The following is a 23044-nucleotide window of genomic DNA, read 5'->3' on the forward strand; positions in this document are numbered from 1 at the left end:
TTTGTAGTAATAAAGCTTAGTACCTGGGATTAAGATTTGCCCTGTGTAACGGAAACGCGATGAGCTGGTATTAATCGGCTCACCAAATGGGCCATATTTATGCGTAGCGACAATTGGACCTGAACCATTCGTTTCACTAATAAGTTACCACTTCAGACTTACCAAGGGCAAAAAGCAAGACCTGACCCCTTCATTTGAGCAAATCACCCAATTGAATTTGGCACCAAGTGACTATTTTCATTGACCTCAAAAAACAAAACCAGCTTCCGCTGGGTTTGGATTGAGAGCAAAGTTTATTTGATCTCGATAGTTGAATCCTAGCCCCTACTAGCGAGGCTTTGAATTCAAAAGATTGAATTGATTACTATTTAAATTAATTCCAGTTGTTCCACATCATATCCTCGTTGCGCCAAAGCCCTTTTCCTTCTTTAAGCTTCATTACCGGATCTAATGTGGGGTCATACAATACAAGTGTACTCAGCGGAACCACTCTTGCATCCTCTTTTTTCACATCTGGGCCTGCCCCTGAAAATAGCTCCCATTGATCAACTTCCCACCTCATGACCTCAGTAACAGCGGCTCCTTTAAGGGCATCTAAATTTGTCACTGCTGAACAACTTTTAGGTAACCCGCTTGGGTAACTACGATTAAACCAAGACCACACTCTATTATTAATGTCGTTCATAGATAAATCACAATTCGGAACATCTATTGTCATTAATTGCTTTGGAGGAGTTATCTGCATTAAACAAATTTTATCTGCTTTATAATAGTCGATAGCACCTAATGGCAAATTGTTGGACCAAGATTCATCTGCTTTTTTCAGCTCAAAGTTTCCATTTATGTTTTCCACATTAAATGTGGATGCACTAGGATTGTTCATCAAGTATTTCGCTGCACAATCTACTATCTCTTTGGCTAATTGAGCCGAGAAATATGCTCCCCCGGCAAAAAGTAGTTCCACACCAAGCTTTTCATGCAATCCTATGGTATATAAAAAGCGCGGTGAACTTCCCCCACTTATGGTATACACAAAGTGGCCATGACTCTTGATAGCATTACGTATCGTATTTAATGCATCATTTTCATTCATTTAATCTACTTCTCTTTCGCATGTACTTCTTTATGGCAGTCTTTAAAAGTGCAGCACCATTTTCTTTAGTTGTTGGGCCACCATCTGCGTGACGCTGTACATGATGACCATCGACTTCACTTAAAGATTTAGTTTCTCCACAACCAGCACATTTGCCACCTTGATCTTGCAACATTTCATTGGTTTCTCTTCTAGAGTACGTTCTTTTAGGATCTCTGTCACCGGGTGCAATAGAGCCTGATCTTAAAGCACAACGTGAAACAAGCGTTTCTTGGACAACTGAAGGACTAAACGGCCACTAGGAAACTGGCCGCTAAACAAAGCCCCGCACGCGTGCAGGGCTTTGGGCGAGTTGTATTTGTTTTTATAAGGCTAAAAAGAAAACTGACTCTAGTGACATCAATACGTTTTGCTCCATTTAATTTAAATGGGTTACTTCTATGAAAGTTTATCATCTAGTCTTGCTAGTTTATCGCCAAAAAAATAACCAAACAGTCCTAAAGAAAACACGAACAAAACTAAATATCTCAACGAGTTAATCCATTCGCTTTTATTTTCCTCAATATCTTGCAGTGATAGTTCAAAATCGTTTCCAATACGAATAGCAAAAACACTTGCTTCTTTATTTACCAACTCCACAGTTAGTTCAATGTACGCACCTATATGATTAGACAACTCATCATTTAACTCGATCATTTTGCCATTCCAGCGAGGATACAAGTATTTATTGGAATCGCCTTCCAGCACTACTTTTAAGTTTAAACCGTTGTTATGGAAACTAACCATTTTTCCATGAACCAAGATTAGTTCATTTTGAGAAGGAGCCTTGGATTGAAGCTCCCCCCAAAACAGAGCACTTAGACTTATCACAATCAAGAGTGAACCGCAGATTTTATAAAAGCTATTTAACATGCTATTCGCCATCACTTTTTCTTTTGTTCTTCTAATAATGTAGCTATTGTTGCTCCAGCTATACCGGTTACGACTGAGGAGCCAGCTTCAATTCAGGGTGTTAAATCCGTGCTTTGTAGTGATAAAGCTTAGTACCTGGGATTAAGATTTGCCCAGTATAACGGAAACGTGATGAGCTGGTATTAATTGGCTCTCCAAATGGGCCATATTTATGTGTTGCTATTATTGAACCAGAGCCATTCGTTTTCACTGATAAGTTGCCACTTCAGACTTACCAAGGGCAAAAAGCAAGACCTGACCCCTTCATTTTAATTTGCGCATCCTTCTGGCGCACACCGAATACTTCTGCTGGCAAATGCTGATCGAGCTGTTGGTGAAACTGATCGCTTCAGGCAAAGAAAAGCCCAGCACTTGGCCAGACTGGTAAATATACGGAAGGGGGTTTGGGAATTAATTCACTCCGTTCCCTTTTTCCTATAGCTCCTACTACCTCTCTTTAAAAATCGCCATTAGTGCAATTAACACAGAAACAAGCACGGATCCCACACCAATAATTAAGGTGCCCGTGAGTATGGAAAATAACGTCACATTTTCCGCATCGTCATATAAGAATAACAAAGCAACTCGTAAGGCAGTAAACCCGAAAAGTACAAAAAAGATATATTTAAATACACCTTTCCAATATCGACTAAAATTAGCTTTTTCTTGTTTACTGAACATTATTGTTTTTCCTTTTTTTGTGCATACGCTTCAGCGGCTTTGCCAATAGCATTACCAACTTGCTTTCCAGGTCCAGTTATATACATCAGCCCAATTACCAAAGTATCTCTAATAGATGGTGTATTGCTATTTGATGATTCATTGACTGCATACCCTATTGATCCAGCTGCACCGCTACCTGCTGGCAGAACGGCACAAATCAGATCCTATTTGCTTTGAGAAGTATTTCAAAGAAATCCTATTAATTCCTTGGTTTATCTGCATCTGGGTTAAAGTACAGGTAAACAATTAGTAAGATGTAAACGCAAGCATAAACAAAAGGCCAAGCAAAAATATACCTTATGGCTATTTCAAAATTTGTACCGACCCTTTCCCCTATAGCGAGTCTGATAGTTACAAATATCATAATAAGTACCGTGGCCCATAATGCATGTTTAACTGGGCGTCTAAAAAAATTTTTTTCTTTAAGCATTAATCAATTTCCTATACGACAACTTAGAGTTGCTTCTTTTTATTTAACTTAGAGTCAACTATCTTCGACGCATAATTACCGACTAAATCCGACGTTACATCAACAGGCCACTTTATTCCAACCCCTTCGATTACAAATTTTATGTCATCAATCGAGCTTAATGCAGAGCTTAGTATATCCATAGCTCATCTATGCATTCATAGTCTTGTGCAATTTGAAAAACTTTGCCTACACTAGGAATTTGAGAAAATCCCTCAACTCTAATCTAAAACATATCTATTCCACTGATAGGATCAGGTCTTGTTTTTTTACTTATTAAAGTAAAAAAGATAGAGCAGCCCACTTCATATATGCTTAGTTAAACAAACTAAATAAATTTAGCTGATGTAAGATCAAATTGTGACAATGTACTTTTTCCTTTTTTATATTCAAGAATATTGCCCTTTGATATAGAAAGCTTGCCTAGATAACTATTAAACAAGAGTTCTCTTGGTAGAGTCTTAGCAATAATTAGTTGATCTGCTAATTTGCAATCCAAATAAACAAATTGAGTTAATTTAAATTCATGCATTGAGAGTGTAGCAATGACTTTAGATTCTATTGATTTCTTGGCCGATACTTTTTCAGATTGAACCCATTCATTCTCATAATTGTTAGCTTCGAACCGTTGCAATATATCCAAGCTTTGTTCAAGAGGAATTGGCATTGCAGATACAGCAGCCGACAAAGCTTTTTCTAATATCCTTATGTAATGCTGTTGAAACTGAGAATCCTTTAAATGGCTTATTTTCTCTAACGGGTAATGAACTACAACTTCGAGGAAAGGCACAACTTTCATTGGCTGCACCCTTATCTCTGTACTGCCATCTGTCACATAAACATTTATTCGTGAGTATTTAGAGGTAAACTTGAGTTTACTGATTTCCCTTTCCCAAAAATTACACAAGCAACGAGACTTAAAAAGAAATACATTTTTATCTTCTTCCGAATAATTACCGTCAAGGTAAAGTTCTATTTGACTTAACTTTGGCATAAATCTATTGCCTCTTAGTTTTAGACTTTTCAGAAGCAGAAAGGTAGCTCCACCCTCCATTTGCTCTAACCAGTAGAGTAATTTTATTTTTCGAGAGTGGCGATTATATTAATGATTGCTAACTCACCACTTATGAAATCAGAAAGACACCAAGCAGATGTATTACCCTCTATTGCAATTGGCTGCAAATCGTCCTGTAAGCTACTCTTAAACAAAGAAAGACTTCTTTCAGATGTTTTTATTTCTTCAATACTTAATTGATTTAACCAACCCTTCGTTGCTTCTTGAATATTGTCACCCCTAGACTGAGATATGAAAGTACCGCCATTCCAATCCATTAAAAATGTATACAACTTTGTACCTGACATTTATCTATAACCTTTAATTTTTTTCAATCTATTGGGTTAGATTTTGCTTATGACTTTTTACTCAATAGGCACAAGACCTAAGCCTTCAAAATTAAACAATTCATTATTTTTACCAGCTACAGGATACAAGAAAGTTAAACCTTACAATTTGTATCACCAAACTTAATTAAGTTGTTTAGTTGATGTTTTGATGCTTGGTATGGTGAGCACAAAACTTTAATGAATTGTGATTTATCTTCCTCATCCATATCAATCCAACTTCTAGTTTCTCGTATCCAGTTCTTTATGCACTCATAGCCATGCCAATCTTCATTTAATTTAATTAATGACGACCAACCTATCGCTTCATCGTGCTCGCCGTTTTCTTGCAGAGCATGGACAATATCAGCAAGAATCCTTGATGATAAATCTGCAATAATCCCACTATAAGGAATGGCGGAATCAAAGTGCGACTCTTTGAACTTTGCCTCGACAATGGCTCTGTGAAGGGCTATCAACTCTGATGCTTTTGTAATATTCATATTTCCCAACCTAAAGTTTTAAGAGTGCCAAGTCTTGTTTTTGCCTTATAAAAGCAGAAAGCAAGACCTGACAACTTTACAAATTAGTTTTCTTATGAAGAAAGTACAAAGCGAGTAAGCCCAGTGCAGCTTGATAAACTATAACGAAACCTACTTGCATAATAGCTGTTGTAATTTCATCTGAAGATTCAAGTAGTAAGTATGCATTTTTTGAGACTATTGAGGTAACCAGTAATGCTCCTAACGTTTTCGATAACAAATACTGCTTCATAACAAAAAGCACTGAAAAAATTACAGAAACGATGATGTTTATAATCTCCCATTGAGATAGATGTAGAAACTGCGTAAACACATGTAGCAAAATACCGATTATGGGAAGAAACAAAAAGAAAAATATAACTATCAGTTTCTTAATCATCTTTATTCCACCTTTAAATTAAGTTCTTAATTTTTTGACTTTTTAGAAGAAAAAACAAGTTCAGGGCTCTTTGGCTTCCTTGCTATCCAGAGTACCTACCTTAATTCCGATGGCAGTACCAACAATCGCAAAGGCTATACTCAAAGGCACTTCTACAGACCATAAAGGTGGGATAAATAACGTTTGTAATAGTACCGATACAATTACTGTTCCCACTATAAAGCCCAGTAAATATACACTTAGGGCATAATTCCAAGCTTTTACAACATTACGTTTAGCCATAACGGTATAAATAGCTGCGCTCAATAAATAAGATGGTAATAACTGGTATGTAAAATATTTGCCGAATGAGAGTGAAGCTAAATTATCACTACCAATTATTAGAGTGATAAAAGTACTTAATACGGTATTCAAAACCAGCATGACTAAAGTGTATTTTACTATCCTTAAACTATTCAATTTGTCTCCATGTGCTATGTCACAATTATGATTTAGAAATGACTGATAGTGGCTTCTGCAGAGCATGTATTCAGAAATCCACTTATAATCGCAGCCTCCTTTCACAAAGCCAACACTTCCTAACTTTATTGCAAACAGCCATACCCTTTTAATGAAATTTCTTGAGTATTCGCGCCGCTTTGGTTTTTATGTTGAATGATCAAACGTGAATCTTGGCTAGTAAAGGTAAAGGTTCCGAGCCAAGGTAGCTGGGCAATTGGTTGCATGTGGTAAAAACCATTGGCATCAAAGCATATAAATGAGAACTCATGATGTACCGGAGCAAATACGCCATAATCAGCTGTAAATACAGCAATGTTGTCTTGCAGCATAAAATATTTCGCTTGCGTGCCCGCTACTAAATACCAAAAGCATATTGCTGTCATTATCACCACTTGTAAGCCGCCGAGTAAAAATACTGAAAATTTAAGAATACGGGTCGATTTACTGGCTTCCATATAAAGGCGCTTTGCTTTGAGTAATAACCAAAGCCCAATGGCAACCATAGTGAGCTTTACAATCATCAGTGCTACGCCTATTTGATACATCAGCTTAGGGCTGTGCCATTGAATGCCAAATGTTTGCGGGGTAAACAAACTATCAATTAAGGGCAGTAAAATGAGTAGGAATGGCAGAATAAGCGCTTTGTTTTTCATTATTTACTTTTCTAGTGTTCTCGCAAAGATAAGAGTTCAATGTTAATTCTTGGACTCTAAAAAAGCAAAAAGGCGCAACCTGAGGTTACGCCTTTTATCGTTCTGGGCAGAACTTAAAATTTACAGTGCAGCGAATACATCGTCTGTTTTAGCAGCACAGATAAAATCATTTTTGTGTAACCCTTTGATAGAGTGGCTCCACCAAGTAACAGTTACTTTGCCCCACTCAGTTAACAGGCCTGGGTGGTGACCTTCTTCTTCAGCCATAGCGCCCACTTTATTGGTAAAATCAAGTGCTTGCTTGAAGTTTTTAAACTTGTAAACACGCTCTAATTGCATAATGCCGTCGCGCACTTCAGGAACCCAATCAGGGATCATTTTGATCAATTCTGCTAATTCAGCATCAGATACTTTAGGCGCATCCGCACGACACGCTTCACACTTTTGTGTGCTTAATGAAGACATTATAAATCCTTAACTTGCTAATTTTTCTTTAGGAGGAAACTTTGGCTCATGTAGCCCTAATTCTTTTGCTTTACTCACCAGCGACATGATATCCATTTGTGAAATATCAAATAAGTCATTGATTGAGTTAATGGTGTAGTACACAGGCTGCATAATATCAATACGATAAGGTGTACGTAATACATCAAGCACGTTCATCGCATTGATTTCTGGCTTATCTGAGTACACGTATTGTGTTTCGCCTGGGCTTGATAAAATACCACCACCATAAATTCGCAGACCTTGTTCGGTTTGCATTAAACCAAACTCAACAGTAAACCAGTAAAGGCGTGCTAAATAAACACGATCTTTCTTTTCAGCGGCATAACCTAACTGACCATATTTGTGTGTGAATTCAGCAAATGCTGGGTTGGTAAGCATGGCACAATGGCCAAAAATCTCGTGGAAGATATCTGGCTCTTGTAAGTAGTCAAACTCTTCACGGCTGCGAATAAAGGTCGCTACTGGGAACTGCTTGTTTGCTAATAATCGAAAGAACTCATCAAAATCGATCAGTGCCGGAACAGGCGCAACTTGCCAGCCCGTTGTTTCGAGTAACACTTCGTTGAGTTCACTAAGTTGTGGAATACGATCTGTTGGTAAATTAATTTTCTTAAGACCTGCTAAATATTCATCACAGGCTTTACCTTCTATGCAAGCGAGTTGGCGAGCAACTAGCTCAGACCATATTTTATTTTCTTCTTCGCTCCAATGGATAACCCCATTTTCATCAGGTTGCTTGGAGGTGTAATTACTTGCTTTAGCCATAATAACCTTCTTCGTTAAATCTTGATCAGCATTGATCAGAATCTCATTAACTTGTTAAGCCGATACTATGTAAAAGTAAGCGAAATTTTAATAGTTAAGGCTGTTTCTAAGGTTTGCAGAAACAGCCCTATCGTAAAGCTATAATTACACCAAAAGATCCAAAAGTTTACGCACCGCATTTTTAAAGGGATAAAAGCAAACGCAACCGTAAACTTAAAACTACAACCTAACCAATGAATGTAAATGCAGTTTTAAGATCGTTAATAATATCGTTAACATCCTCAAGACCAACTGATAATCGAATTAAGCCATCACTGATCCCAGCAGCTGCTCTTTCTTCAGGTGTATAAGGCGAATGTGTCATCGATGCAGGATGTTGAATGAGGGTTTCAGCATCCCCTAAACTCACAGCAAGCGTGCAAAGCTGGGTGTTATTTATAAATGTTTCGCCATCTTCAAGGCTACCTTTTATTTCAAAGGCAATAACACCACCAGCGGCTTTCATCTGTGAGCCAATAAATTGATGACCCGGGTGTGATTTAAGCCCAGGGTAATAAACTTGGCTAACTAACGGGTGTTGCTCTAAATATTCAGCAACTACTTGGGCACTTGCACAGTGGCGCTCCATGCGTACAGCAAGGGTTTTTAAACCACGATTAATTAACCATGCATCATGAGGGCTAATCGTTGCACCAATATCTTTTAGCACCGTCATTTTTATCAGGTTGATATGCTCCTCTGTGCCGCACACAAGTCCTGCCACCACATCACCATGGCCATTTAGGTATTTAGTTGCGCTATGTACCACAATATCAATGCCAAACGAGGTAGGTTGCTGGAGCAGAGGCGTTAAGAAGGTATTGTCGATAACGCTTATCAGTTGATGCTGCTTAGCAACATCGGCAATTAAACTTAGATCAAGCACCGCCATGGTCGGATTAATTGGTGTTTCAGCAAAAATCATTTTTGAATTGGCTTTAACCGCGCCGCGAAGTTCAGCCTCGTTGGTCATATCAACAAAAGTAACTTCGATACCAAAGCGCGGCAACATGTGAGCAAAAAATGCAAAAGTACAACCGTATAACGCGCTTGATGCGACTAGGTGGTCACCTTGTTGTAAAAAGCTAAGCACAGACGCAGACACCGCACCCATACCCGTTGCTGTAGCAGCCGCAGCTTCACAGTTTTCTAACTGAGCCACTTTTTGTTCTAGCTCTTGGGTTGTCGGATTACCTAAACGGGTATAAATAAAGCCCTGCTCTTCACCAGCAAATCGGGCTGCACCTTGGGCTGCATTAGCAAAAGAGAAGGTAGAGGTTTGGTAAAGTGGCGCACTCAGTGCGCCATGTGGGTCATTTGGTTTTTCTGGACCGTGAATACATTGTGTATGTAAGTGATGCTTAGTCATGGTGTGTTCTCGTTTTTATTATCAGTACTTCATACTCATAAATAAAACGTAGATACCCACAATGCACAAGCATGCCGGATGCTCAGATGGCTAAATATCACTCAGCCGTTTTTATTAACTGTACACAAAAGTTGTCATTTTGTATTTTCGGTCTCTTTGTCGCTCGTACGTGAGGCAATTTTACGGGCAATACTATTGGCGGTTTCTTTTAGCAAGCTGCGCTTATGCTCTAAGCGAGGTAACGGGCGACTAAGCTCCATCGCTTTATACCCTATACGCGCGGTAAAAATACCAGCACTTAGCCCTTGCGCTGCTCGGCCCGACAATTTCCCCAGTAATTCAGCGCTTAATGCCGTTGCTGCTAAATCTGAAACTAACTCTGCACTACCAACAAACAATACTTGTTTCACTAATAAGCGGTACAATTTAATACGGCTTGCATAACCAAAACCAATACCGTAAATACGGCCAATTTGCTCAATGAGCTTAGTGCCACGCCATAGCACCGCCATCATATCGACTAAAGCCAACGGGCTTAGCGCAACCAATAAGCCAGACTCAGTAGCAAAACGGTTAATCAGTTTTTTCGCTTGCTGATCTTGGCTTACCAATAAGCTATCGGCGTATAAGGTCATGATTTCTTTATCGGTATGGTGACTTGCTATTTGTTGCTTAAACTCTTCAAACCCAGTAAGCGTTTGATGTTTATTAAGCTTTTCTAGCCATGGTAACGCTTCACCTACTTGCTCGCTATTAAGTAAGCGGTCGGCCTCGGTACGATGCAATTGATTGCGCTTCAAACTTCTTAGCATGCGGTACTCGCGCCAAATAACACGGGCAATCAGTAGCACACCACTGAGAACAGCCGTTAAATACACCGAACCTAAAATAATTGATTGCTGAAACGTCACAAACAATGACATCGCAAACTCAAGTAGCACTAAAATTAAAAAGCTAACAACAAACACCCCTTTTAGGGTTTGCCATTTAGACTTTTTATACACGGGCTCAAGCTCAATGCTATCTTGCTGATCTTCTTCAGCGTCGATAAATTCGGCGTTTTCTATCACTTTAGCAACGGTTAACTCCTCTGCAGGAGCTTCGTTGCTTGCAGAGCTTGAAATACGACGACCTGCCTGAAAGTTCATCTCCTTTGGTTGCTCACTCATGTTAGTTTATCTCCTATCAGATACTGCATGACATGATCTAAACGAATATGCTTTAACCGTTTATCAGGGCATGGCAGTGGCGAAAACGATAAGAACTCAAAGCCCTGTTTTGGCCACTCTTGTTTATTGAGAAGGCGTGACGGTGGCTGCGGCGGTAAATACGTTAGCCATTCTTGCTCGCCTAAAGGCTTGCCATAAATACAAGCTAACTGTTGGCCTTTCTCAGCCACTTGGCGTGGCTCTGTTGCGCAGATAGATGACATTGCCATGGTTTCTATTTGCACGCCTTCGAACTTTAAATGATTCGTTTGGTCATGCACGATTGAATCAAGCAATAGCGCTAAATCTTTATGATATTGCGCACTAATATGATCTGACTTATTAGCCGCAAACAATAGCTTGTCGATGTTTGGTTTAAACAAACGTTTAAAGAAGCTTGCTTCACCATAATTAAAGTGCGCCAACAATTGGTTAATAACACGGCTTTGCTCATGCAAGGTTTCGCTGCCTTCATTCAAGGCACTGAGCACATCCACCAGCACAATTTGTCGGTCAAAATGACGAAAATGCTGCTCGTAAAAAGGTTTTACAACCTCTTTTACATAGGCTTTATAGCGCTTTTTAAGATGCGCTAAATTCGACCCTTCGGTTATGTCGTCTGGCACATTCGCAACCGGGAAAAACTGCAGTAGCGGCGCTCCTTTAAGCTCGCCTGGCATCAGCATGCGACCAGGTTGCAGCATGGCAAGTTTGGTGTCTTTTTTAAGGCCCACTAATAACTGCTGATAAAGCGCAGCGACATCAGCAAGTTTGCTCTCATCAACACTGGCTGATAAATCAAGTTCAGCAAGGGCGGTTAAAAATGGTTTCGCTTTTTCGTTGCGTGCTGCTTGCTGCAAGAGTGAGTATTGTGACTCACACCAATCAGCAAATGATTGCTCTAGCATTGGTAAATCAAGTAGCCATTCACCAGGGTAATCAATAATATCTAAATAGAGCGTTGACTGCGGTGCAAAGTGACCGCGTAGCCCCGAGTTACTTTGGTACTTAATTGCCAAACGTAGCGTATTTATACGCTCGGTAGAGGCAGGCCATGCGGGCTCACCTTCAACAGGTAATAACGCTGATAATGCATTTGTGTATTCAAATGTCGGTATTGTCAGTGCTTGCTGCGGCACTATTTTTGTGGCGATATGACGCTTTTCGCGCATCACATCAAAAAAAGGTAAGTTTTTTTCGTCAGCTTGACTGGTTAAGTGTTTAACCAAGGCGGTAATAAAAGCGGTTTTGCCGCTGCCACTTAACCCTGTGACGGCTAATTTCACGTGTTGATCTAAACTACGGTGAAGGGCTTTTTCCGCTTTATTTTTTAACGAATTAAAGGTGTTCTTTGCAAATGATTGGCTCATAAAGTGTCTAGCACCTTATTTGCGCTGGGTATCACGATGCAAACAAGGTGCGTATATATCCTTTAAAGTTTGTTGATTTCACGGCTAACCGTAAATTCTGTTGATGTGACATAGCGTTCCATCTCTTGTAAACGACCATCAACTCGAGCAAGACGATCTTTTAAGTCTTGCAATGCACGGCGAGGTGGTTCCCCTTTTTGCCATACTTTAAATTTTACTTCAAGCGGGTCTTGGTGAATGCTGTCTGTGCTTTTCTCTGTTTTTTCTGCTGGTTTCTTATCTAAAATAAACCAAGCAGCAATGTAAGCAACTACAATAAATGGACCACCTGATAATAGCACTGCTGTCACGACTAAAATACGTACCAGCCAAAGCTCCATGTTAAAGTAATCGCTGATACCTGCGCACACACCTGCTATTTTGCCACGCTCTGCGTCTCTAAATAATTCGCGTTTGGTACTCATACTTTACGTCTCCACTGCGGAGCCTCTTGGTCAAGTAAGGCTTCTAATGTTTCAACACGCTCTGCCATTTTATCTGCTTTTTGTGCAAGCTCTAATAATTGGCGGTGCTCGTGTTCACTTAAACCTTGGCTCACTTGTTTTTTACTACGGTAATGTAAAATTAGCCAAAGTGGGGCAACAACCACCATAAAAACAATAATCGGTGCCATCAAAACTTCTGCGTCGAACATGGTACTCTCCTGTCAATCCGTTATGTGTTTAAGCATTGGGGGACATGCCCCCATTTATTATTTTTTATCTGCTAGTTTTTTCTTAAGCTCAGCTAGCTCATCATCAATCTTTTCGTCTTGCTGAAGACCAGCAATTTCGTCAGCTAATGATTTTTTACCAAGATCATAAGACTCTATTTGTGATTCTAGACCATCGATCTTAGTTTCGTAACGTTCGAAGCGGTTTAAAGCGTCTTCAACTTTAGAGCTGTCGAGTGCTTTTTTAACTTCAAGACGTGACTCAGCAGAGCGTTGACGTAAGATGATTGCTTTTTGACGCGCTTTTGCATCAGCAAGCTTCTCTTGTAACGTGCTGACTTCTTGCTGTAGTTTCTCGATGTGAGACTCTACATGCTCAAGCTCAGTTTCAACTGCTGCGACTGCATCTGCTGACTTTTGCTTTTCAATCAGTGCTGCACGTGCTAAATCATCACGGTCTTTATTTAGTGCTAGTTCAGCTTTTTCTTGCCAGTCTGCAACTTGAACTTTCAAAGTTTCAACGCGACGTACTAGCTCTTTTTTCTCAGCAAGTGTTTTTGCTGATGTAGAGCGAACTTCTACTAATGTATCTTCCATCTCTTGGATGATCAGGCGAACCATTTTTTCTGGGTCTTCTGCTTTATCTAAGATGGCATTGATATTAGAATTAACGATGTCTGCAAAACGTGAAAAAATTCCCATAACATTTACCTCTTTGGTGTTTTAACTTAATCAGTTGGTATATCTAGTATCAATATGCTTGCCAACTTTTATAAACTTAGAATAACTTAATATATTCAAACAGTTAAACTAAATTTATAAATTTCTTTAGTTCTCATAGATAATGAAATACACTAGATCTTAGTAAAAATGACTAAGAGTTAGGGAATATGAGCCAATTTCGCCAGCAGGATAATTTACTCGGCCAATCTGACAGTTTTTTAAGTGTACTTGATCAAGTTTCGCAACTAGCCAGTTTAGAAAAGCCAGTCCTTATTATTGGTGAGCGCGGTACGGGTAAAGAACTCATTGCTGCCCGTTTGCACTTCTTATCTAAGCGTTGGGACCAAAACTATATAAAGCTCAACTGTGCAGCGCTTAACGAAAACCTGCTCGAAAGTGAATTATTTGGCCATGAAAGTGGCGCATTCACCGGTGCTAGCAAACGCCACGAAGGCCGCTTTGAACGTGCTAATGGCGGTACACTATTCCTTGATGAATTAGCCAATACCTCAGCGATGGTACAAGAAAAACTACTACGCGTTATTGAATATGGCGAGTTTGAACGTGTTGGTGGTAAGCAAACCGTTAAAGTCGATACCCGTTTAGTCTGTGCGACCAATGAAGACTTACCAACCCTAGCTGAGCAAGGCGAATTTAGAAGCGACTTACTCGACCGCCTCGCTTTTGATGTTATTACCCTGCCCCCGCTGCGTGAACGTCAAGAAGATATCATGTTATTGGCAGAACAATTTGCAATTAACATGGCCCGCGACCTTGAGTGGGAACTATTTAGTGGCTTTACGCGTAGCGCTATCGAAACGCTACAATCTTATGAGTGGCCAGGTAATATTCGTGAATTAAAGAATGTGGTTGAACGTAGCTTATATCGCCATGGTAATGAACATATTCCCGTTCACCAGATTATTTTAGACCCATTTGCGAGTAAATTTAGACCTAAACAGCGCGTTAAAGCTGCAGTTAGCAGTGCCCCTGTTGCAAACGTCGAAGCTGCGCCTATCGCCACGACACAAAATCAAGACGTTGTGACACTCAATAAGCCCGACATTCAATTTCCTTGTAATTTAAAGCAGCTGTCTAACGACTTTGAAATTGATGTCATTAAAAAAGCGCTTGAACATAGCCAATTTAACCAAAAGAAAACTGCAGAACACTTAGAATTAACGTATCATCAATTACGTGGCTATTTGAAAAAATACAATTTATTAGATCAGCAGCAATAGTTAGAGGCTAATCAGGTGTTTAAACCGTTACTTGCTTTGTCTTTGGTGTGCTTAGTAGGCTGCCTAGATAACGAAGAAAAAACCACAGAACAAAAGAACCAGGGCTTAGTCTATTGCGCTGAAGCAAACCCTGTGTCGTTTAATCCGCAAGTGACAACGACAGGTTCGACTATCGATATTATCGCCAATCAGCTTTATGATCGCCTGTTAAGTATTGATCCGGTGTCTGCCGAGTTTAAAGCAGAGCTGGCAACTGATTGGAAAATTAGCCCAGACGGCAAAGCAATTACCTTTACCCTGCGTAAAGGGGTTAAATTTCATACCACAAAATACTTTACCCCAAGCCGTGATTTTAATGCTGATGATGTAATCTTTACTTTCAGCCGCTTATTCGACGTTTATAACCCTTATCACTTTGTTGGCGATGCCAGCTACCCATATTTTCAAAGTGTGGGAATTGATCAGCTTATTCGTCGCATTGTGCGTGTTTCTGATTACCAAGTACGGTTTGAGCTTTATAATGCTGAAAGCAGCTTTTTAGCAAACCTTGCAACCGACTTTGCCGTGGTGTTATCGGAAGAATACGCCATGCAGCTTAAAGCGCGCAATCAAGAAAACTTATTTGACCAATACCCTGTGGGTACCGGCCCTTATGTATATAAAGAATATCGTCGCGACCGTTTAATTCGCTATTACCGCAACCCTGACTACTGGAAACACCCTGTAGTACTTGAGCAACTGGTGTATGACATTACGCCAAACGGCACCACACGCGTTGCGAAAATGCTCACTAAAGAGTGTGATGTTACTGCGCACCCAAGCAGCGCACAGCTTAGTATTTTATCGCAACGCGAAGACATTAAAGTTCAAAAAGAGCAAAACTTAAATATTGGTTATTGGGCCTTTAACACTGAGCGCCCGCCTTTTGATGATGTACGTGTACGCCAAGCACTCGCAAGCGCCATCGATGTCGATAAAATCATGCAAGCGGTATATTACGGGAACGGCATTAAAGCGCAGTCATTACTGCCCCCGGCTTCTTGGGCATTTGAAGCGCAAAAAGCCATGCCTGAATTTAACCCTGCACTTGCCAAAACATTACTGGCAGAAGCTGGCTACAAAAATGGCTTTGATATGAATATTTGGGCCATGCCAGTAAGCCGTATTTATAACCCCAATGCCCGTAAAATGGCTGAGCTGATGCAAAGTGATTTACGCAAAATTGGTGTGAACGTTAATATCGTCGAGTACGAGTGGAATACCTTTTTACAGCGAATTGGTGAACATAGACACGATAGCGTGTTACTTGGTTGGGCTGCAGATACGCCAGACCCTGATAACTTTATGAGCCCATTATTAAGCTGTACTGCGACTTTCAGTGGTAAAAACCCAGCAAATTGGTGTCACCCTGAGTTTGATTTATTACTAACACAAGCCTTAGACACAACAGATCTTGAAAAGCGTAAACAATACTACAATCAGGCTCAGAGGATCATAGTGCAAGAGCTGCCTATTTTACCGATAGCCCATGGTATGCGCTTTCAAGCAGCAAGTAGTGATGTTAAAGGCATCAGCTTAAGCCCGTTTGGTGGCATTTCACTAGCTAACGCGAGGAAAGAATAATGATCCTAGATTATATTCTGCGCCGCTTAGCACTGTTGATGTTTATGATGCTGACACTGAGTATCTTTACCTTTTCATTGAGCTTTTTGTTTCCGGGTGATGCACTAACTAACTTAAGCGGTATTACCAATAGCACCTTCTCACAAACCAGTGCTTTAGAAGAAAAATTCCATTTTACTGAAAACTACGTCGTGCAATACTTTGCCTTTTTAGAGCGTATTATTCAGGGTGATTGGGGAATTTCATTTGCATCTGGCGAAAGCGTATTTCAGCATATTCAAGACTTATTTCCTGCAACGTTAGAGCTTAGCCTTTACGCATTATTTGTCTCTGTTGCTGTGGGCGTACCGGGTGGTATTTTAGCTTCTGCTTACTACAAACGTTGGCCAGACAAATTTATAAACTCAGGCACGCTTATTGGCTACTCGATGCCTGTTTTTTGGTTAGCGCTATTGTTGATCATGGTGTTTTCACTGCAACTCGGTTGGTTTCCGATGTCGGGCCGTATGGGTCTACTTTACGAAATTGAACCTATTACCGGCTTTATTTTAATCGATATAATATTAGGTGACTTTCCGTATGATGGCATGGCATTTTTAGATGCAATACACCACCTAACCTTGCCTACCATTGTACTTGCCATGTATCCGACCACAGTACTGGTTCGCTTTACCCGCGACTCTATGCTGAAAGTACTCGATCAAAGTTATATTAAAACAGCACGCGCTAAAGGCTTAAACCGTGCACAGCTGATCCTTCACCACGCTCTGCGTAATGCGCTGCTACCGGTTATTAAACAAATAGGTTTACAGTTTAGTACCTTGATCACCCTTGCGATGATCACAGAAGTTATTTTCTCATGGCCGGGCATTGGTCGTTGGCTTATCGATAGTATTTATCAGCGCGACTACCCTGCGATTCAAGGTGGCTTACTCGCTGTTTCTATGTTCGTTATTTTAGCTACCATTATTGCTGAGCTCACTTATACCTTATTCGACCCATTATCGCGGAACCAAGCTCATGGCAAAGTTTAATTTCTTCTCTGAAGAGTCGAATAAATCGCCGTTAGCGCGATTTTGGAAAAAATTTAAAACCAATCACCCTGCCCTTGTGGGTTTATGGTTGTTTATTGCGTTAGTGTTACTGGCCGTGTCTGCACCACTCCTTGCACCTTATGGCGTGAACCAGCAACACAGCGATGCTCTGCTGTTACCGCCATCGTGGCATGATGCAGGTGACGTACGCTTTTTATTAGGCACCGACGATTTAGGCCGAGATGTGTTATCGCGCTTAATGAATGGTGCAACCTACACCTTTGGTTTGTCGGTTGTCGCCGCTTTGATCACCACAGTGATTGGGGTATTAGTGGGTACTTTTGCTGGGATCAGCCGGGGTATTCGCTCAAGCTTTTTGAATCACTTGCTTGATATTACGTTATCTATTCCATCGCTGTTACTAGCCATCATTATTATTGCGATTCTTGGCCCGGGCTTAATGAATACAGTATGGGCGATTATTTTAGCCTTACTGCCTCAATTTATTCACTCGGTACGTAACTTAATTGTTGAAGAGCTTAACAAAGATTACATCACGGCATTTAAACTGGATGGTGCGTCAAACTGGCATATTCTCGCCCGTGGTATCTTCCCCAATATTTACGAGCATATTGTGGTTATTTTTACCATGGCGCTTTCTACCGCTATTTTGGATATCTCGGCACTTGGCTTTTTAAAATTGGGCGCACAGCCCCCAACCACAGAATGGGGTGCTATTTTGGCTGAAAACCTAGGTTTAATTTACCTTGCCCCTTGGACTGTTGGCTTACCGGGCGTATTATTATTTTTAGCTGTACTGTCTACCAATTTAGTAGGTGACGGTTTACGCCAAGTGCTTAAAGAACGTAAGGCCGACTAATATGCAATTACTCGATATTCGCAATCTCACGATAGAGTTACGCACCTCAGATACCGTTATTCGTGCGGTTGATAGAGTCAGCATGACCTTAAAAGAAGGTGAAGTGCATGCTTTAGTTGGCGAGTCTGGCTCAGGTAAAAGCTTAATTGCGAAAGCCATTGTCGGGGTTTTAAATAAACGCTGGCATATCACTGCAGACCGCATGCATTGGCGTGGTGTTGATTTAATGCGCTTATCTAACGAGCAACGCCGTAAACTAGTAGGTCAAGACATTGCTATGATCTACCAAGATCCGAGTCGCTGCCTAGATCCAACTGCCAAGATATTTGACCAAATTGCCGAAACCCTGCCTGCGCAAGCAACCAGTGGCTTTTTCTTAAAGCGAAATAAACAGCGTAAAGACAGAGTAAAAGCGTTAATCCACAAGGTCGGTATTAAAGATCATAAAAAGGTACTCGACAGCTACCCTCATGAGCTCTCTGAAGGGATTTGTCAAAAAGTGATGATTGCCATGGCCATTGCGCGTACTCCTAAACTATTGATTGCCGATGAACCAACTACCGCCCTTGAGAGCACCACGCGTGCGCAAGTATTTAGACTGTTGAAAAGCTTGAACCAACTAAAGAACATGTCGATTTTGATGATTTCTCACGAACTTGAAGAAATTGTTGAGTGGTCTCATGGCATGCATGTTCTTTACTGCGGACAAATGGTTGAAGCTGGCCCAACTAATCGTATTTTTAGTCAGCCATATCACCCATATACTCAAGCACTGTTAAAAAGCTTACCAGACTACGAGCAAGGGCTTGCTCACAAAGAGCCGTTTTATGCTTTAAAAGGCACCATTCCGACCTTACAGCATTTGCCAATAGGTTGCCGCTTGGGCCCACGTTGCCCACAAGCGCAAAAAGAATGTGTGGTTACCCCGAAATTGACCAAGCATCATAGTCATAGTTATGCCTGCCATTTCCCATTAATTAAGGCGATGAAATAATGCAACCACTGCTCAAAGTTCAAGCGTTATCAAAGAGTTTTAACCTGCGTGCAGGCTTGTTTTCACGAAAACGATTCTCTGTTTTAAGAGATATTTCGTTTTGCTTAGGGCAAGGTGAAACCATTGCAATTATCGGGGAAACCGGCTCAGGCAAAAGTACCTTAGCTAAATTACTCTCAGGAGCCGATAACGCCGACAAAGGGCAAATTCTACTCGATGGTAATATCATCGAAAATGATGGCTTACGTGATAACGACTGTCGCCATATTCGTATGATCTTCCAAGACTCTGAAGCGTCGTTGAACCCTGGTTTAACCATTGGCGACATGCTTAACGACTGCTTACAGTACAACACTGACTTAAATAAAGAAGAGCGTGAAGATAAAATAAAACAAACCCTCGCAAAAGTGGGTTTGCTGTTAGATCATCAGCACTATTACCCACATATGTTTAGTAGTGGTCAATTACAACGTATAGCGCTTGCACGGGCTTTAATTTTAGATCCTAAGGTTGTAGTGCTCGATGAAGCGTTATCGTCTCTAGACCCGTCTGTACGCGCACAAACGGTAAACTTATTACTACGCCTACAAAAAGATACTGGCCTTAGCTATGTGCTTATCACTCATCACCTAAGTTTGGTGCGTCATATTAGCGACCAACTTGTGGTACTTGATCACGGTGAGATTGTTGAATACGGCCAAACCGAAGCGATTTTCCAAAACCCACAATCAAACGTGACGCAGAAGTTGTTGAACTGCTGATAGTGAGCTGTCAGCTATCAGCTGTCAGATCATGATTCGGCGTTAAAACGCCTCCTACGCGAGTAAGCAGATACCCCAATTAACTTTACTCTTTCCCCTTGCAGCTTTACTCTTTCCCCTTGTAACTTTTCTCTCATATCAAAACTTTTTATACATCCCTTGGCTTTGTGGTGCGACAAACTTATAGCCAAGCTTTTCGTAAAAGCCAGGTTTGTCGGCGACCATAGTGACATAACTACCTTCAAAGGCGGCAGATTCAATGTAGCGGTCAACATGTTCCATAATGACACGCCCTAACCCTTGTCCTTGATATTCAGGTGATACAGCAATATCAACCACTTCAAAATTACAACCGCCATCACCAATAACGCGGCCCATGCCAATCAACTCATCGTTTTTACGAATACAAATAGCATAAAGAGAGTTTGGTAACCCCGCTTTCGCAGCCGCTAATGAACGTGCTGATAAGCCAGCTTTAAGGCGCATATCACAGTATTCTTCTGCGCTTGGTAGCTGCTCTATTAGACTGTACTCCATAAATGCTCCTAGTAATTTGCATTACCTTTAACGGTAACAAAAAAGGCGCCAGTAGGCGCCTTTTATTTAACTCATTTTGCTAATTATTCAGCAGCTTGAGTCGCTTGTGGTACTTGCACTTCAGCTTGTGCTTTTAGTGCTGCAATAAATACCATGTAGTTTTTATTCACTTGAGCCATAGTGATGTTTTGCTTTTGTTGCTCATTAATCTCAACTTCAGTCGCTGGATTAACTGCTTTTAGCGCAACAATTGCCGCATCGCCATTGTTTAGGTCAACAACTTCAACCTCTGGTGCACCTTGTGGGTGAGCCATTTTGAAAGCTTGTTGAACAATAGCTGGTGACACTGTGTAAGCTTGACGAGCAAGTGCAGCTTCTTGGCGTACTGTTAGGCCTTCCGCTTGTGCAACTTCGTTTAGGCTCTTACCAGCTTCGATCTCAGCGTATAGAGTGCGTGCTTTTTCTTTAGCAAGCTCCGATGCTTTTTGTGAAACTAACGTCGCCTTAATTTGCTCAGAAACATCTGCTAGTGCTTTCGTTGTAGCAGCTTTGTGATCGTTTACACGAACAACAACAGCATGCTCATCGCCTACTTCAATTACTTCTGAGTTCATGCGATCTTCTAACACTTCAGGTGAGAAAATAGCAGTAACAACTTGTGGGTTGTTTAACGGCTCAGGTAATGCATTGCGAGTAACAAGTTCTGTTTTCTGTACTTCAACGCCTGCTGCTTCTGCTGCATCAATTAAAGTGTCTGAAATTTCGAACGCAAGCTCACCCATTTGAGTTTGCTTTTCATAGAACGCATTAATTTTCTTAGTACGCTCAAGTTCAGCGCGAAGCTCATCTTTTACGTCAGCATATGGTTTAACTTGCTGTGTTTGAATATCAGTAAGTTTGATGATGTGATAACCAAACTCTGATTCTACAACGTCAGAAATGTCGCCTTTGCTTTCAAGTGCATACGTTGCATCTTCAAACGCAGGGTCCATCATGTCACGTTCAATCCAGTCTAGGTCGCCGCCCATTTCTGCACTCACTATGTCATCAGAAGATGACTCAGCTAGCTCAGCAAAATCAGCACCGTTTTGTAACTGCGCTAGTAGCTCTTCAGCTTTCGCTTTTGCTGCATCATCGTCTTCGCTGTTATCAATTAAGATGTGCGATACACGACGTTTTTCAGGCTCAACATATTGTGCACTGTTTTGATCATAGTAAGCTTTGATATCTTCTTCTGAAACACTTGAATCAAGCGTTAAGGTAGCTGCATTTAAGTCAATGTAGCTTACAGACACTTGCTCTGGTGCTAAGAATTGCGGTTGATTCAACTCATAGTAATCAGCAATTTCTTGCTCTGTTACTTCGATACCTGCTTGTAATGATTCTTTAGCAACAACTAAGTAATCAATACTGCGCGTTTGCTGTTGTAGAGCAACGCTGTTGTTTAATTCATTTTCTAAGATGAAATCTGTACCAGCAACAGCACCTACTAATTGGCTGCGTGTCATGTCTTCACGTAAATATTCACGGAAAGCATCTGGTTGGAAATTCATTTGACGAATAACTTGTAAGTAGCGGTCGTTGCTAAACTGGCCGCCTACTTGGAAGTAAGGCATTTCTAAAATTGCTTTACGAACACTTTCGTCGCTTACACGAAGACCTAATTCTGCCGCTAGTTGAGTTTGCAATTCTTGTTGTACTAAACGGTCGATTACGCCTTGGCGAATTTGTGCCATGTAATTTGGATCAGCAGCGATTTGTGCGAAGTATTCACCAAATTGTTGTTCTAAACGGTTACGTTCGTTTTGGTATGCACGGCTGAATTCGGTTTGGCTAATTTTAACTCCATTTACTTCTGCAACGGGTTGCTCTGTGGTTTGTCCTAAATAACCACCGATCCCAGCTAAAGCAAAAGATAAAATCACCGCGCCTAAAATAATTTTGGCTGCAGGTCCCTGCGAACCTTCTCTGATTTTCTCAAGCATTTATCTATCTCTATTCTGATCAGGTACAAATTAACCCTGCTCATGTAAAAAAAGCGTATCTTACCAGATACGCTTTTTCACTTGAAGTAACTGGTGATAAGTTACCTAAATTCAATTTAAGTGTGATTAGGTATCTCTCACCAACTAATCTTTAATGATTAGTTTACTGCGTCTTTCAGCGCTTTACCTGCTTTGAAAGAAGGAATGTTTGCTGCAGCAATCTGGATAGTCTCACCAGTTTGCGGGTTACGACCTGAACGCGCTGCACGCTCACGTACAGAGAAAGTACCAAAGCCAACTAGCGCTACTGAATCGCCATCTTTAAGAGCGCCTGAAACAGCCTCGATGAATGAATCTAGTGCACGACCTGCAGCCGCTTTAGAAATGTCAGCGTCAGCTGCGATTTGATCGATTAATTGAGATTTATTCACAATATCATCCTCTTTCATTGTTATTATCAAGAGCGATTGTTTTTATAAAAAATAACATCACTGTTTTGAAAATTTATGAGCAAATTAAGTTTATGCTCAGTTTATTATATTTTTCTCAACCCTAGGCCACATAAGGCCTAGGCTTGAAAACTAGTGCTTAACTTATCATACCCT

The 23044-nt window shown here is 40.7% G+C and carries 29 protein-coding genes; 6 read left to right on the forward strand and 23 right to left on the reverse strand.

Annotation, left to right across the window (positions count from 1 at the left end):
• Positions 1 to 373: 373 nt before the first annotated feature.
• From MTF66_RS28340 to pspA, 20 genes are all read right to left on the reverse strand, one after another.
• Positions 374 to 1093 (reverse strand): DUF4262 domain-containing protein, encoded by a 720-nt coding sequence (locus MTF66_RS28340; protein WP_248529349.1) that lies wholly within the window; start codon positions 1091 to 1093, stop codon positions 374 to 376.
• Positions 1086 to 1268: an HNH endonuclease gene (locus MTF66_RS28345; RefSeq protein WP_248529350.1), complete on the reverse strand. Its 183-nt coding sequence runs from the start codon at positions 1266 to 1268 to the stop codon at positions 1086 to 1088. The genes MTF66_RS28340 and MTF66_RS28345 overlap by 8 nt, the downstream gene beginning before the upstream one ends.
• A gap of 263 nt (positions 1269 to 1531) precedes the next feature.
• Positions 1532 to 2005: a hypothetical protein gene (locus MTF66_RS28350; RefSeq protein WP_248529351.1), complete on the reverse strand. Its 474-nt coding sequence runs from the start codon at positions 2003 to 2005 to the stop codon at positions 1532 to 1534.
• 100 nt (positions 2006 to 2105) lie between these two features.
• Positions 2106 to 2255, reverse strand: coding sequence for a hypothetical protein (locus MTF66_RS28355; protein ID WP_248529352.1), 150 nt, complete (start codon positions 2253 to 2255; stop codon positions 2106 to 2108).
• Positions 2256 to 2491: 236 nt separating this feature from the next.
• On the reverse strand, positions 2492 to 2725 hold the full coding sequence (locus tag MTF66_RS28360; protein ID WP_248529353.1) for a hypothetical protein: 234 nt from the start codon (positions 2723 to 2725) through the stop codon (positions 2492 to 2494).
• 495 nt (positions 2726 to 3220) lie between these two features.
• On the reverse strand, positions 3221 to 3379 hold the full coding sequence (locus MTF66_RS28365; protein WP_248529354.1) for a hypothetical protein: 159 nt from the start codon (positions 3377 to 3379) through the stop codon (positions 3221 to 3223).
• 185 nt (positions 3380 to 3564) lie between these two features.
• A complete protein-coding gene (locus MTF66_RS28370) occupies positions 3565 to 4230 on the reverse strand; it encodes a hypothetical protein (protein WP_248529355.1) in 666 nt (221 codons plus the stop codon).
• Positions 4231 to 4313: 83 nt separating this feature from the next.
• Entirely contained in the window at positions 4314 to 4598 is a 285-nt protein-coding gene (locus tag MTF66_RS28375) for a hypothetical protein (RefSeq protein WP_248529356.1), read from the reverse strand.
• 134 nt (positions 4599 to 4732) lie between these two features.
• On the reverse strand, positions 4733 to 5119 hold the full coding sequence (locus tag MTF66_RS28380; RefSeq protein WP_248529357.1) for a hypothetical protein: 387 nt from the start codon (positions 5117 to 5119) through the stop codon (positions 4733 to 4735).
• Positions 5120 to 5195: 76 nt separating this feature from the next.
• Entirely contained in the window at positions 5196 to 5537 is a 342-nt protein-coding gene (locus tag MTF66_RS28385) for a hypothetical protein (RefSeq protein ID WP_166341570.1), read from the reverse strand.
• A gap of 60 nt (positions 5538 to 5597) precedes the next feature.
• Complete coding sequence (locus MTF66_RS28390) at positions 5598 to 5996, reverse strand: hypothetical protein (protein ID WP_248529358.1); 399 nt, start codon at positions 5994 to 5996, stop codon at positions 5598 to 5600.
• A 125-nt stretch (positions 5997 to 6121) separates the two neighbouring features.
• Positions 6122 to 6691 (reverse strand): hypothetical protein, encoded by a 570-nt coding sequence (locus MTF66_RS28395; RefSeq protein WP_248529359.1) that lies wholly within the window; start codon positions 6689 to 6691, stop codon positions 6122 to 6124.
• 120 nt (positions 6692 to 6811) lie between these two features.
• Entirely contained in the window at positions 6812 to 7156 is a 345-nt protein-coding gene (locus tag MTF66_RS28400; protein WP_058586292.1) for a 4a-hydroxytetrahydrobiopterin dehydratase, read from the reverse strand.
• 9 nt (positions 7157 to 7165) lie between these two features.
• Positions 7166 to 7963, reverse strand: a complete 798-nt coding sequence (phhA, locus tag MTF66_RS28405; protein ID WP_054553132.1) for a phenylalanine 4-monooxygenase — start codon at positions 7961 to 7963, stop codon at positions 7166 to 7168.
• A gap of 226 nt (positions 7964 to 8189) precedes the next feature.
• Complete coding sequence (gene megL, locus MTF66_RS28410) at positions 8190 to 9371, reverse strand: methionine gamma-lyase (protein WP_063529998.1); 1182 nt, start codon at positions 9369 to 9371, stop codon at positions 8190 to 8192.
• A 134-nt stretch (positions 9372 to 9505) separates the two neighbouring features.
• Entirely contained in the window at positions 9506 to 10540 is a 1035-nt protein-coding gene (locus MTF66_RS28415) for a TIGR01620 family protein (protein ID WP_248529360.1), read from the reverse strand.
• Complete coding sequence (locus MTF66_RS28420) at positions 10537 to 11949, reverse strand: YcjX family protein (protein ID WP_248529361.1); 1413 nt, start codon at positions 11947 to 11949, stop codon at positions 10537 to 10539. The genes MTF66_RS28415 and MTF66_RS28420 overlap by 4 nt, the downstream gene beginning before the upstream one ends.
• A 62-nt stretch (positions 11950 to 12011) precedes the next feature.
• Positions 12012 to 12413 (reverse strand): envelope stress response membrane protein PspC, encoded by a 402-nt coding sequence (gene pspC / locus MTF66_RS28425; protein ID WP_054562063.1) that lies wholly within the window; start codon positions 12411 to 12413, stop codon positions 12012 to 12014.
• Entirely contained in the window at positions 12410 to 12643 is a 234-nt protein-coding gene (gene pspB / locus MTF66_RS28430; RefSeq protein ID WP_036969793.1) for an envelope stress response membrane protein PspB, read from the reverse strand. The genes pspC and pspB overlap by 4 nt, the downstream gene beginning before the upstream one ends.
• A gap of 57 nt (positions 12644 to 12700) precedes the next feature.
• The gene (gene pspA, locus MTF66_RS28435; RefSeq protein ID WP_054562064.1) at positions 12701 to 13363 is read right to left on the reverse strand and encodes a phage shock protein PspA; all 663 of its coding nucleotides are present in this window, start codon (positions 13361 to 13363) and stop codon (positions 12701 to 12703) included.
• A gap of 188 nt (positions 13364 to 13551) precedes the next feature.
• Here pspA and pspF point away from each other — a divergent pair, with 188 nt between their 5' ends.
• The 6 genes from pspF to MTF66_RS28465 are packed head-to-tail and all read left to right on the forward strand — an operon-like array spanning position 13552 to position 19917.
• Complete coding sequence (gene pspF / locus MTF66_RS28440) at positions 13552 to 14625, forward strand: phage shock protein operon transcriptional activator (RefSeq protein ID WP_054562065.1); 1074 nt, start codon at positions 13552 to 13554, stop codon at positions 14623 to 14625.
• Between the two features lie 15 nt (positions 14626 to 14640).
• Positions 14641 to 16248 (forward strand): ABC transporter substrate-binding protein, encoded by a 1608-nt coding sequence (locus tag MTF66_RS28445; RefSeq protein ID WP_054562066.1) that lies wholly within the window; start codon positions 14641 to 14643, stop codon positions 16246 to 16248.
• On the forward strand, positions 16248 to 17282 hold the full coding sequence (locus MTF66_RS28450) for an ABC transporter permease subunit (protein WP_062566867.1): 1035 nt from the start codon (positions 16248 to 16250) through the stop codon (positions 17280 to 17282). The genes MTF66_RS28445 and MTF66_RS28450 overlap by 1 nt, the downstream gene beginning before the upstream one ends.
• Positions 17269 to 18162 (forward strand): ABC transporter permease subunit, encoded by an 894-nt coding sequence (locus MTF66_RS28455; protein WP_058586297.1) that lies wholly within the window; start codon positions 17269 to 17271, stop codon positions 18160 to 18162. Before MTF66_RS28450 ends, MTF66_RS28455 begins: the two co-directional genes overlap by 14 nt.
• Position 18163: 1 nt before the next feature.
• Positions 18164 to 19156, forward strand: a complete 993-nt coding sequence (locus MTF66_RS28460; RefSeq protein WP_054562069.1) for an oligopeptide/dipeptide ABC transporter ATP-binding protein — start codon at positions 18164 to 18166, stop codon at positions 19154 to 19156.
• On the forward strand, positions 19156 to 19917 hold the full coding sequence (locus MTF66_RS28465; RefSeq protein WP_054562070.1) for an ATP-binding cassette domain-containing protein: 762 nt from the start codon (positions 19156 to 19158) through the stop codon (positions 19915 to 19917). The genes MTF66_RS28460 and MTF66_RS28465 overlap by 1 nt, the downstream gene beginning before the upstream one ends.
• A 138-nt stretch (positions 19918 to 20055) precedes the next feature.
• Here the strand turns inward: MTF66_RS28465 and MTF66_RS28470 are convergent, their stop codons facing one another.
• The 3 genes from MTF66_RS28470 to MTF66_RS28480 form a co-directional block, all read right to left on the reverse strand.
• Positions 20056 to 20454, reverse strand: coding sequence for a GNAT family N-acetyltransferase (locus MTF66_RS28470; protein ID WP_054562071.1), 399 nt, complete (start codon positions 20452 to 20454; stop codon positions 20056 to 20058).
• Positions 20455 to 20537: 83 nt separating this feature from the next.
• A complete protein-coding gene (gene ppiD, locus MTF66_RS28475; protein ID WP_248529362.1) occupies positions 20538 to 22439 on the reverse strand; it encodes a peptidylprolyl isomerase in 1902 nt (633 codons plus the stop codon).
• Between the two features lie 158 nt (positions 22440 to 22597).
• Positions 22598 to 22888 carry an HU family DNA-binding protein gene (locus MTF66_RS28480; RefSeq protein WP_175580427.1) on the reverse strand — a complete coding sequence of 97 codons (291 nt, stop codon included), beginning with the start codon at positions 22886 to 22888 and terminating at the stop codon, positions 22598 to 22600.
• Positions 22889 to 23044: the final 156 nt, after the last annotated feature.

This window comes from Pseudoalteromonas sp. 2CM39R (genome assembly GCF_023161845.1).

Excerpts from the sequence above, each read along its gene's own strand:
- MTF66_RS28340 (WP_248529349.1), bottom strand. The coding sequence starts at position 1,093 with ATGAATGAAAATGATGCATTAAATACGATACGTAATGCTATCAAGAGT.
- MTF66_RS28345 (WP_248529350.1), bottom strand. The coding sequence starts at position 1,268 with ATGTTGCAAGATCAAGGTGGCAAATGTGCTGGTTGTGGAGAAACTAAA.
- MTF66_RS28350 (WP_248529351.1), bottom strand. The coding sequence starts at position 2,005 with ATGTTAAATAGCTTTTATAAAATCTGCGGTTCACTCTTGATTGTGATA.
- MTF66_RS28360 (WP_248529353.1), bottom strand. The coding sequence starts at position 2,725 with ATGTTCAGTAAACAAGAAAAAGCTAATTTTAGTCGATATTGGAAAGGT.
- MTF66_RS28365 (WP_248529354.1), bottom strand. The coding sequence starts at position 3,379 with ATGGATATACTAAGCTCTGCATTAAGCTCGATTGATGACATAAAATTT.
- MTF66_RS28370 (WP_248529355.1), bottom strand. The coding sequence starts at position 4,230 with ATGCCAAAGTTAAGTCAAATAGAACTTTACCTTGACGGTAATTATTCG.
- MTF66_RS28375 (WP_248529356.1), bottom strand. The coding sequence starts at position 4,598 with ATGTCAGGTACAAAGTTGTATACATTTTTAATGGATTGGAATGGCGGT.
- MTF66_RS28380 (WP_248529357.1), bottom strand. The coding sequence starts at position 5,119 with ATGAATATTACAAAAGCATCAGAGTTGATAGCCCTTCACAGAGCCATT.
- MTF66_RS28385 (WP_166341570.1), bottom strand. The coding sequence starts at position 5,537 with ATGATTAAGAAACTGATAGTTATATTTTTCTTTTTGTTTCTTCCCATA.
- MTF66_RS28395 (WP_248529359.1), bottom strand. The coding sequence starts at position 6,691 with ATGAAAAACAAAGCGCTTATTCTGCCATTCCTACTCATTTTACTGCCC.
- MTF66_RS28400 (WP_058586292.1), bottom strand. The coding sequence starts at position 7,156 with ATGTCTTCATTAAGCACACAAAAGTGTGAAGCGTGTCGTGCGGATGCG.
- phhA (WP_054553132.1), bottom strand. The coding sequence starts at position 7,963 with ATGGCTAAAGCAAGTAATTACACCTCCAAGCAACCTGATGAAAATGGG.
- megL (WP_063529998.1), bottom strand. The coding sequence starts at position 9,371 with ATGACTAAGCATCACTTACATACACAATGTATTCACGGTCCAGAAAAA.
- MTF66_RS28415 (WP_248529360.1), bottom strand. The coding sequence starts at position 10,540 with ATGAGTGAGCAACCAAAGGAGATGAACTTTCAGGCAGGTCGTCGTATT.
- MTF66_RS28420 (WP_248529361.1), bottom strand. The coding sequence starts at position 11,949 with ATGAGCCAATCATTTGCAAAGAACACCTTTAATTCGTTAAAAAATAAA.
- pspC (WP_054562063.1), bottom strand. The coding sequence starts at position 12,413 with ATGAGTACCAAACGCGAATTATTTAGAGACGCAGAGCGTGGCAAAATA.
- pspB (WP_036969793.1), bottom strand. The coding sequence starts at position 12,643 with ATGTTCGACGCAGAAGTTTTGATGGCACCGATTATTGTTTTTATGGTG.
- pspA (WP_054562064.1), bottom strand. The coding sequence starts at position 13,363 with ATGGGAATTTTTTCACGTTTTGCAGACATCGTTAATTCTAATATCAAT.
- pspF (WP_054562065.1), top strand. The coding sequence starts at position 13,552 with ATGAGCCAATTTCGCCAGCAGGATAATTTACTCGGCCAATCTGACAGT.
- MTF66_RS28450 (WP_062566867.1), top strand. The coding sequence starts at position 16,248 with ATGATCCTAGATTATATTCTGCGCCGCTTAGCACTGTTGATGTTTATG.
- MTF66_RS28455 (WP_058586297.1), top strand. The coding sequence starts at position 17,269 with ATGGCAAAGTTTAATTTCTTCTCTGAAGAGTCGAATAAATCGCCGTTA.
- MTF66_RS28460 (WP_054562069.1), top strand. The coding sequence starts at position 18,164 with ATGCAATTACTCGATATTCGCAATCTCACGATAGAGTTACGCACCTCA.
- MTF66_RS28465 (WP_054562070.1), top strand. The coding sequence starts at position 19,156 with ATGCAACCACTGCTCAAAGTTCAAGCGTTATCAAAGAGTTTTAACCTG.
- MTF66_RS28470 (WP_054562071.1), bottom strand. The coding sequence starts at position 20,454 with ATGGAGTACAGTCTAATAGAGCAGCTACCAAGCGCAGAAGAATACTGT.
- ppiD (WP_248529362.1), bottom strand. The coding sequence starts at position 22,439 with ATGCTTGAGAAAATCAGAGAAGGTTCGCAGGGACCTGCAGCCAAAATT.
- MTF66_RS28480 (WP_175580427.1), bottom strand. The coding sequence starts at position 22,888 with ATGAAAGAGGATGATATTGTGAATAAATCTCAATTAATCGATCAAATC.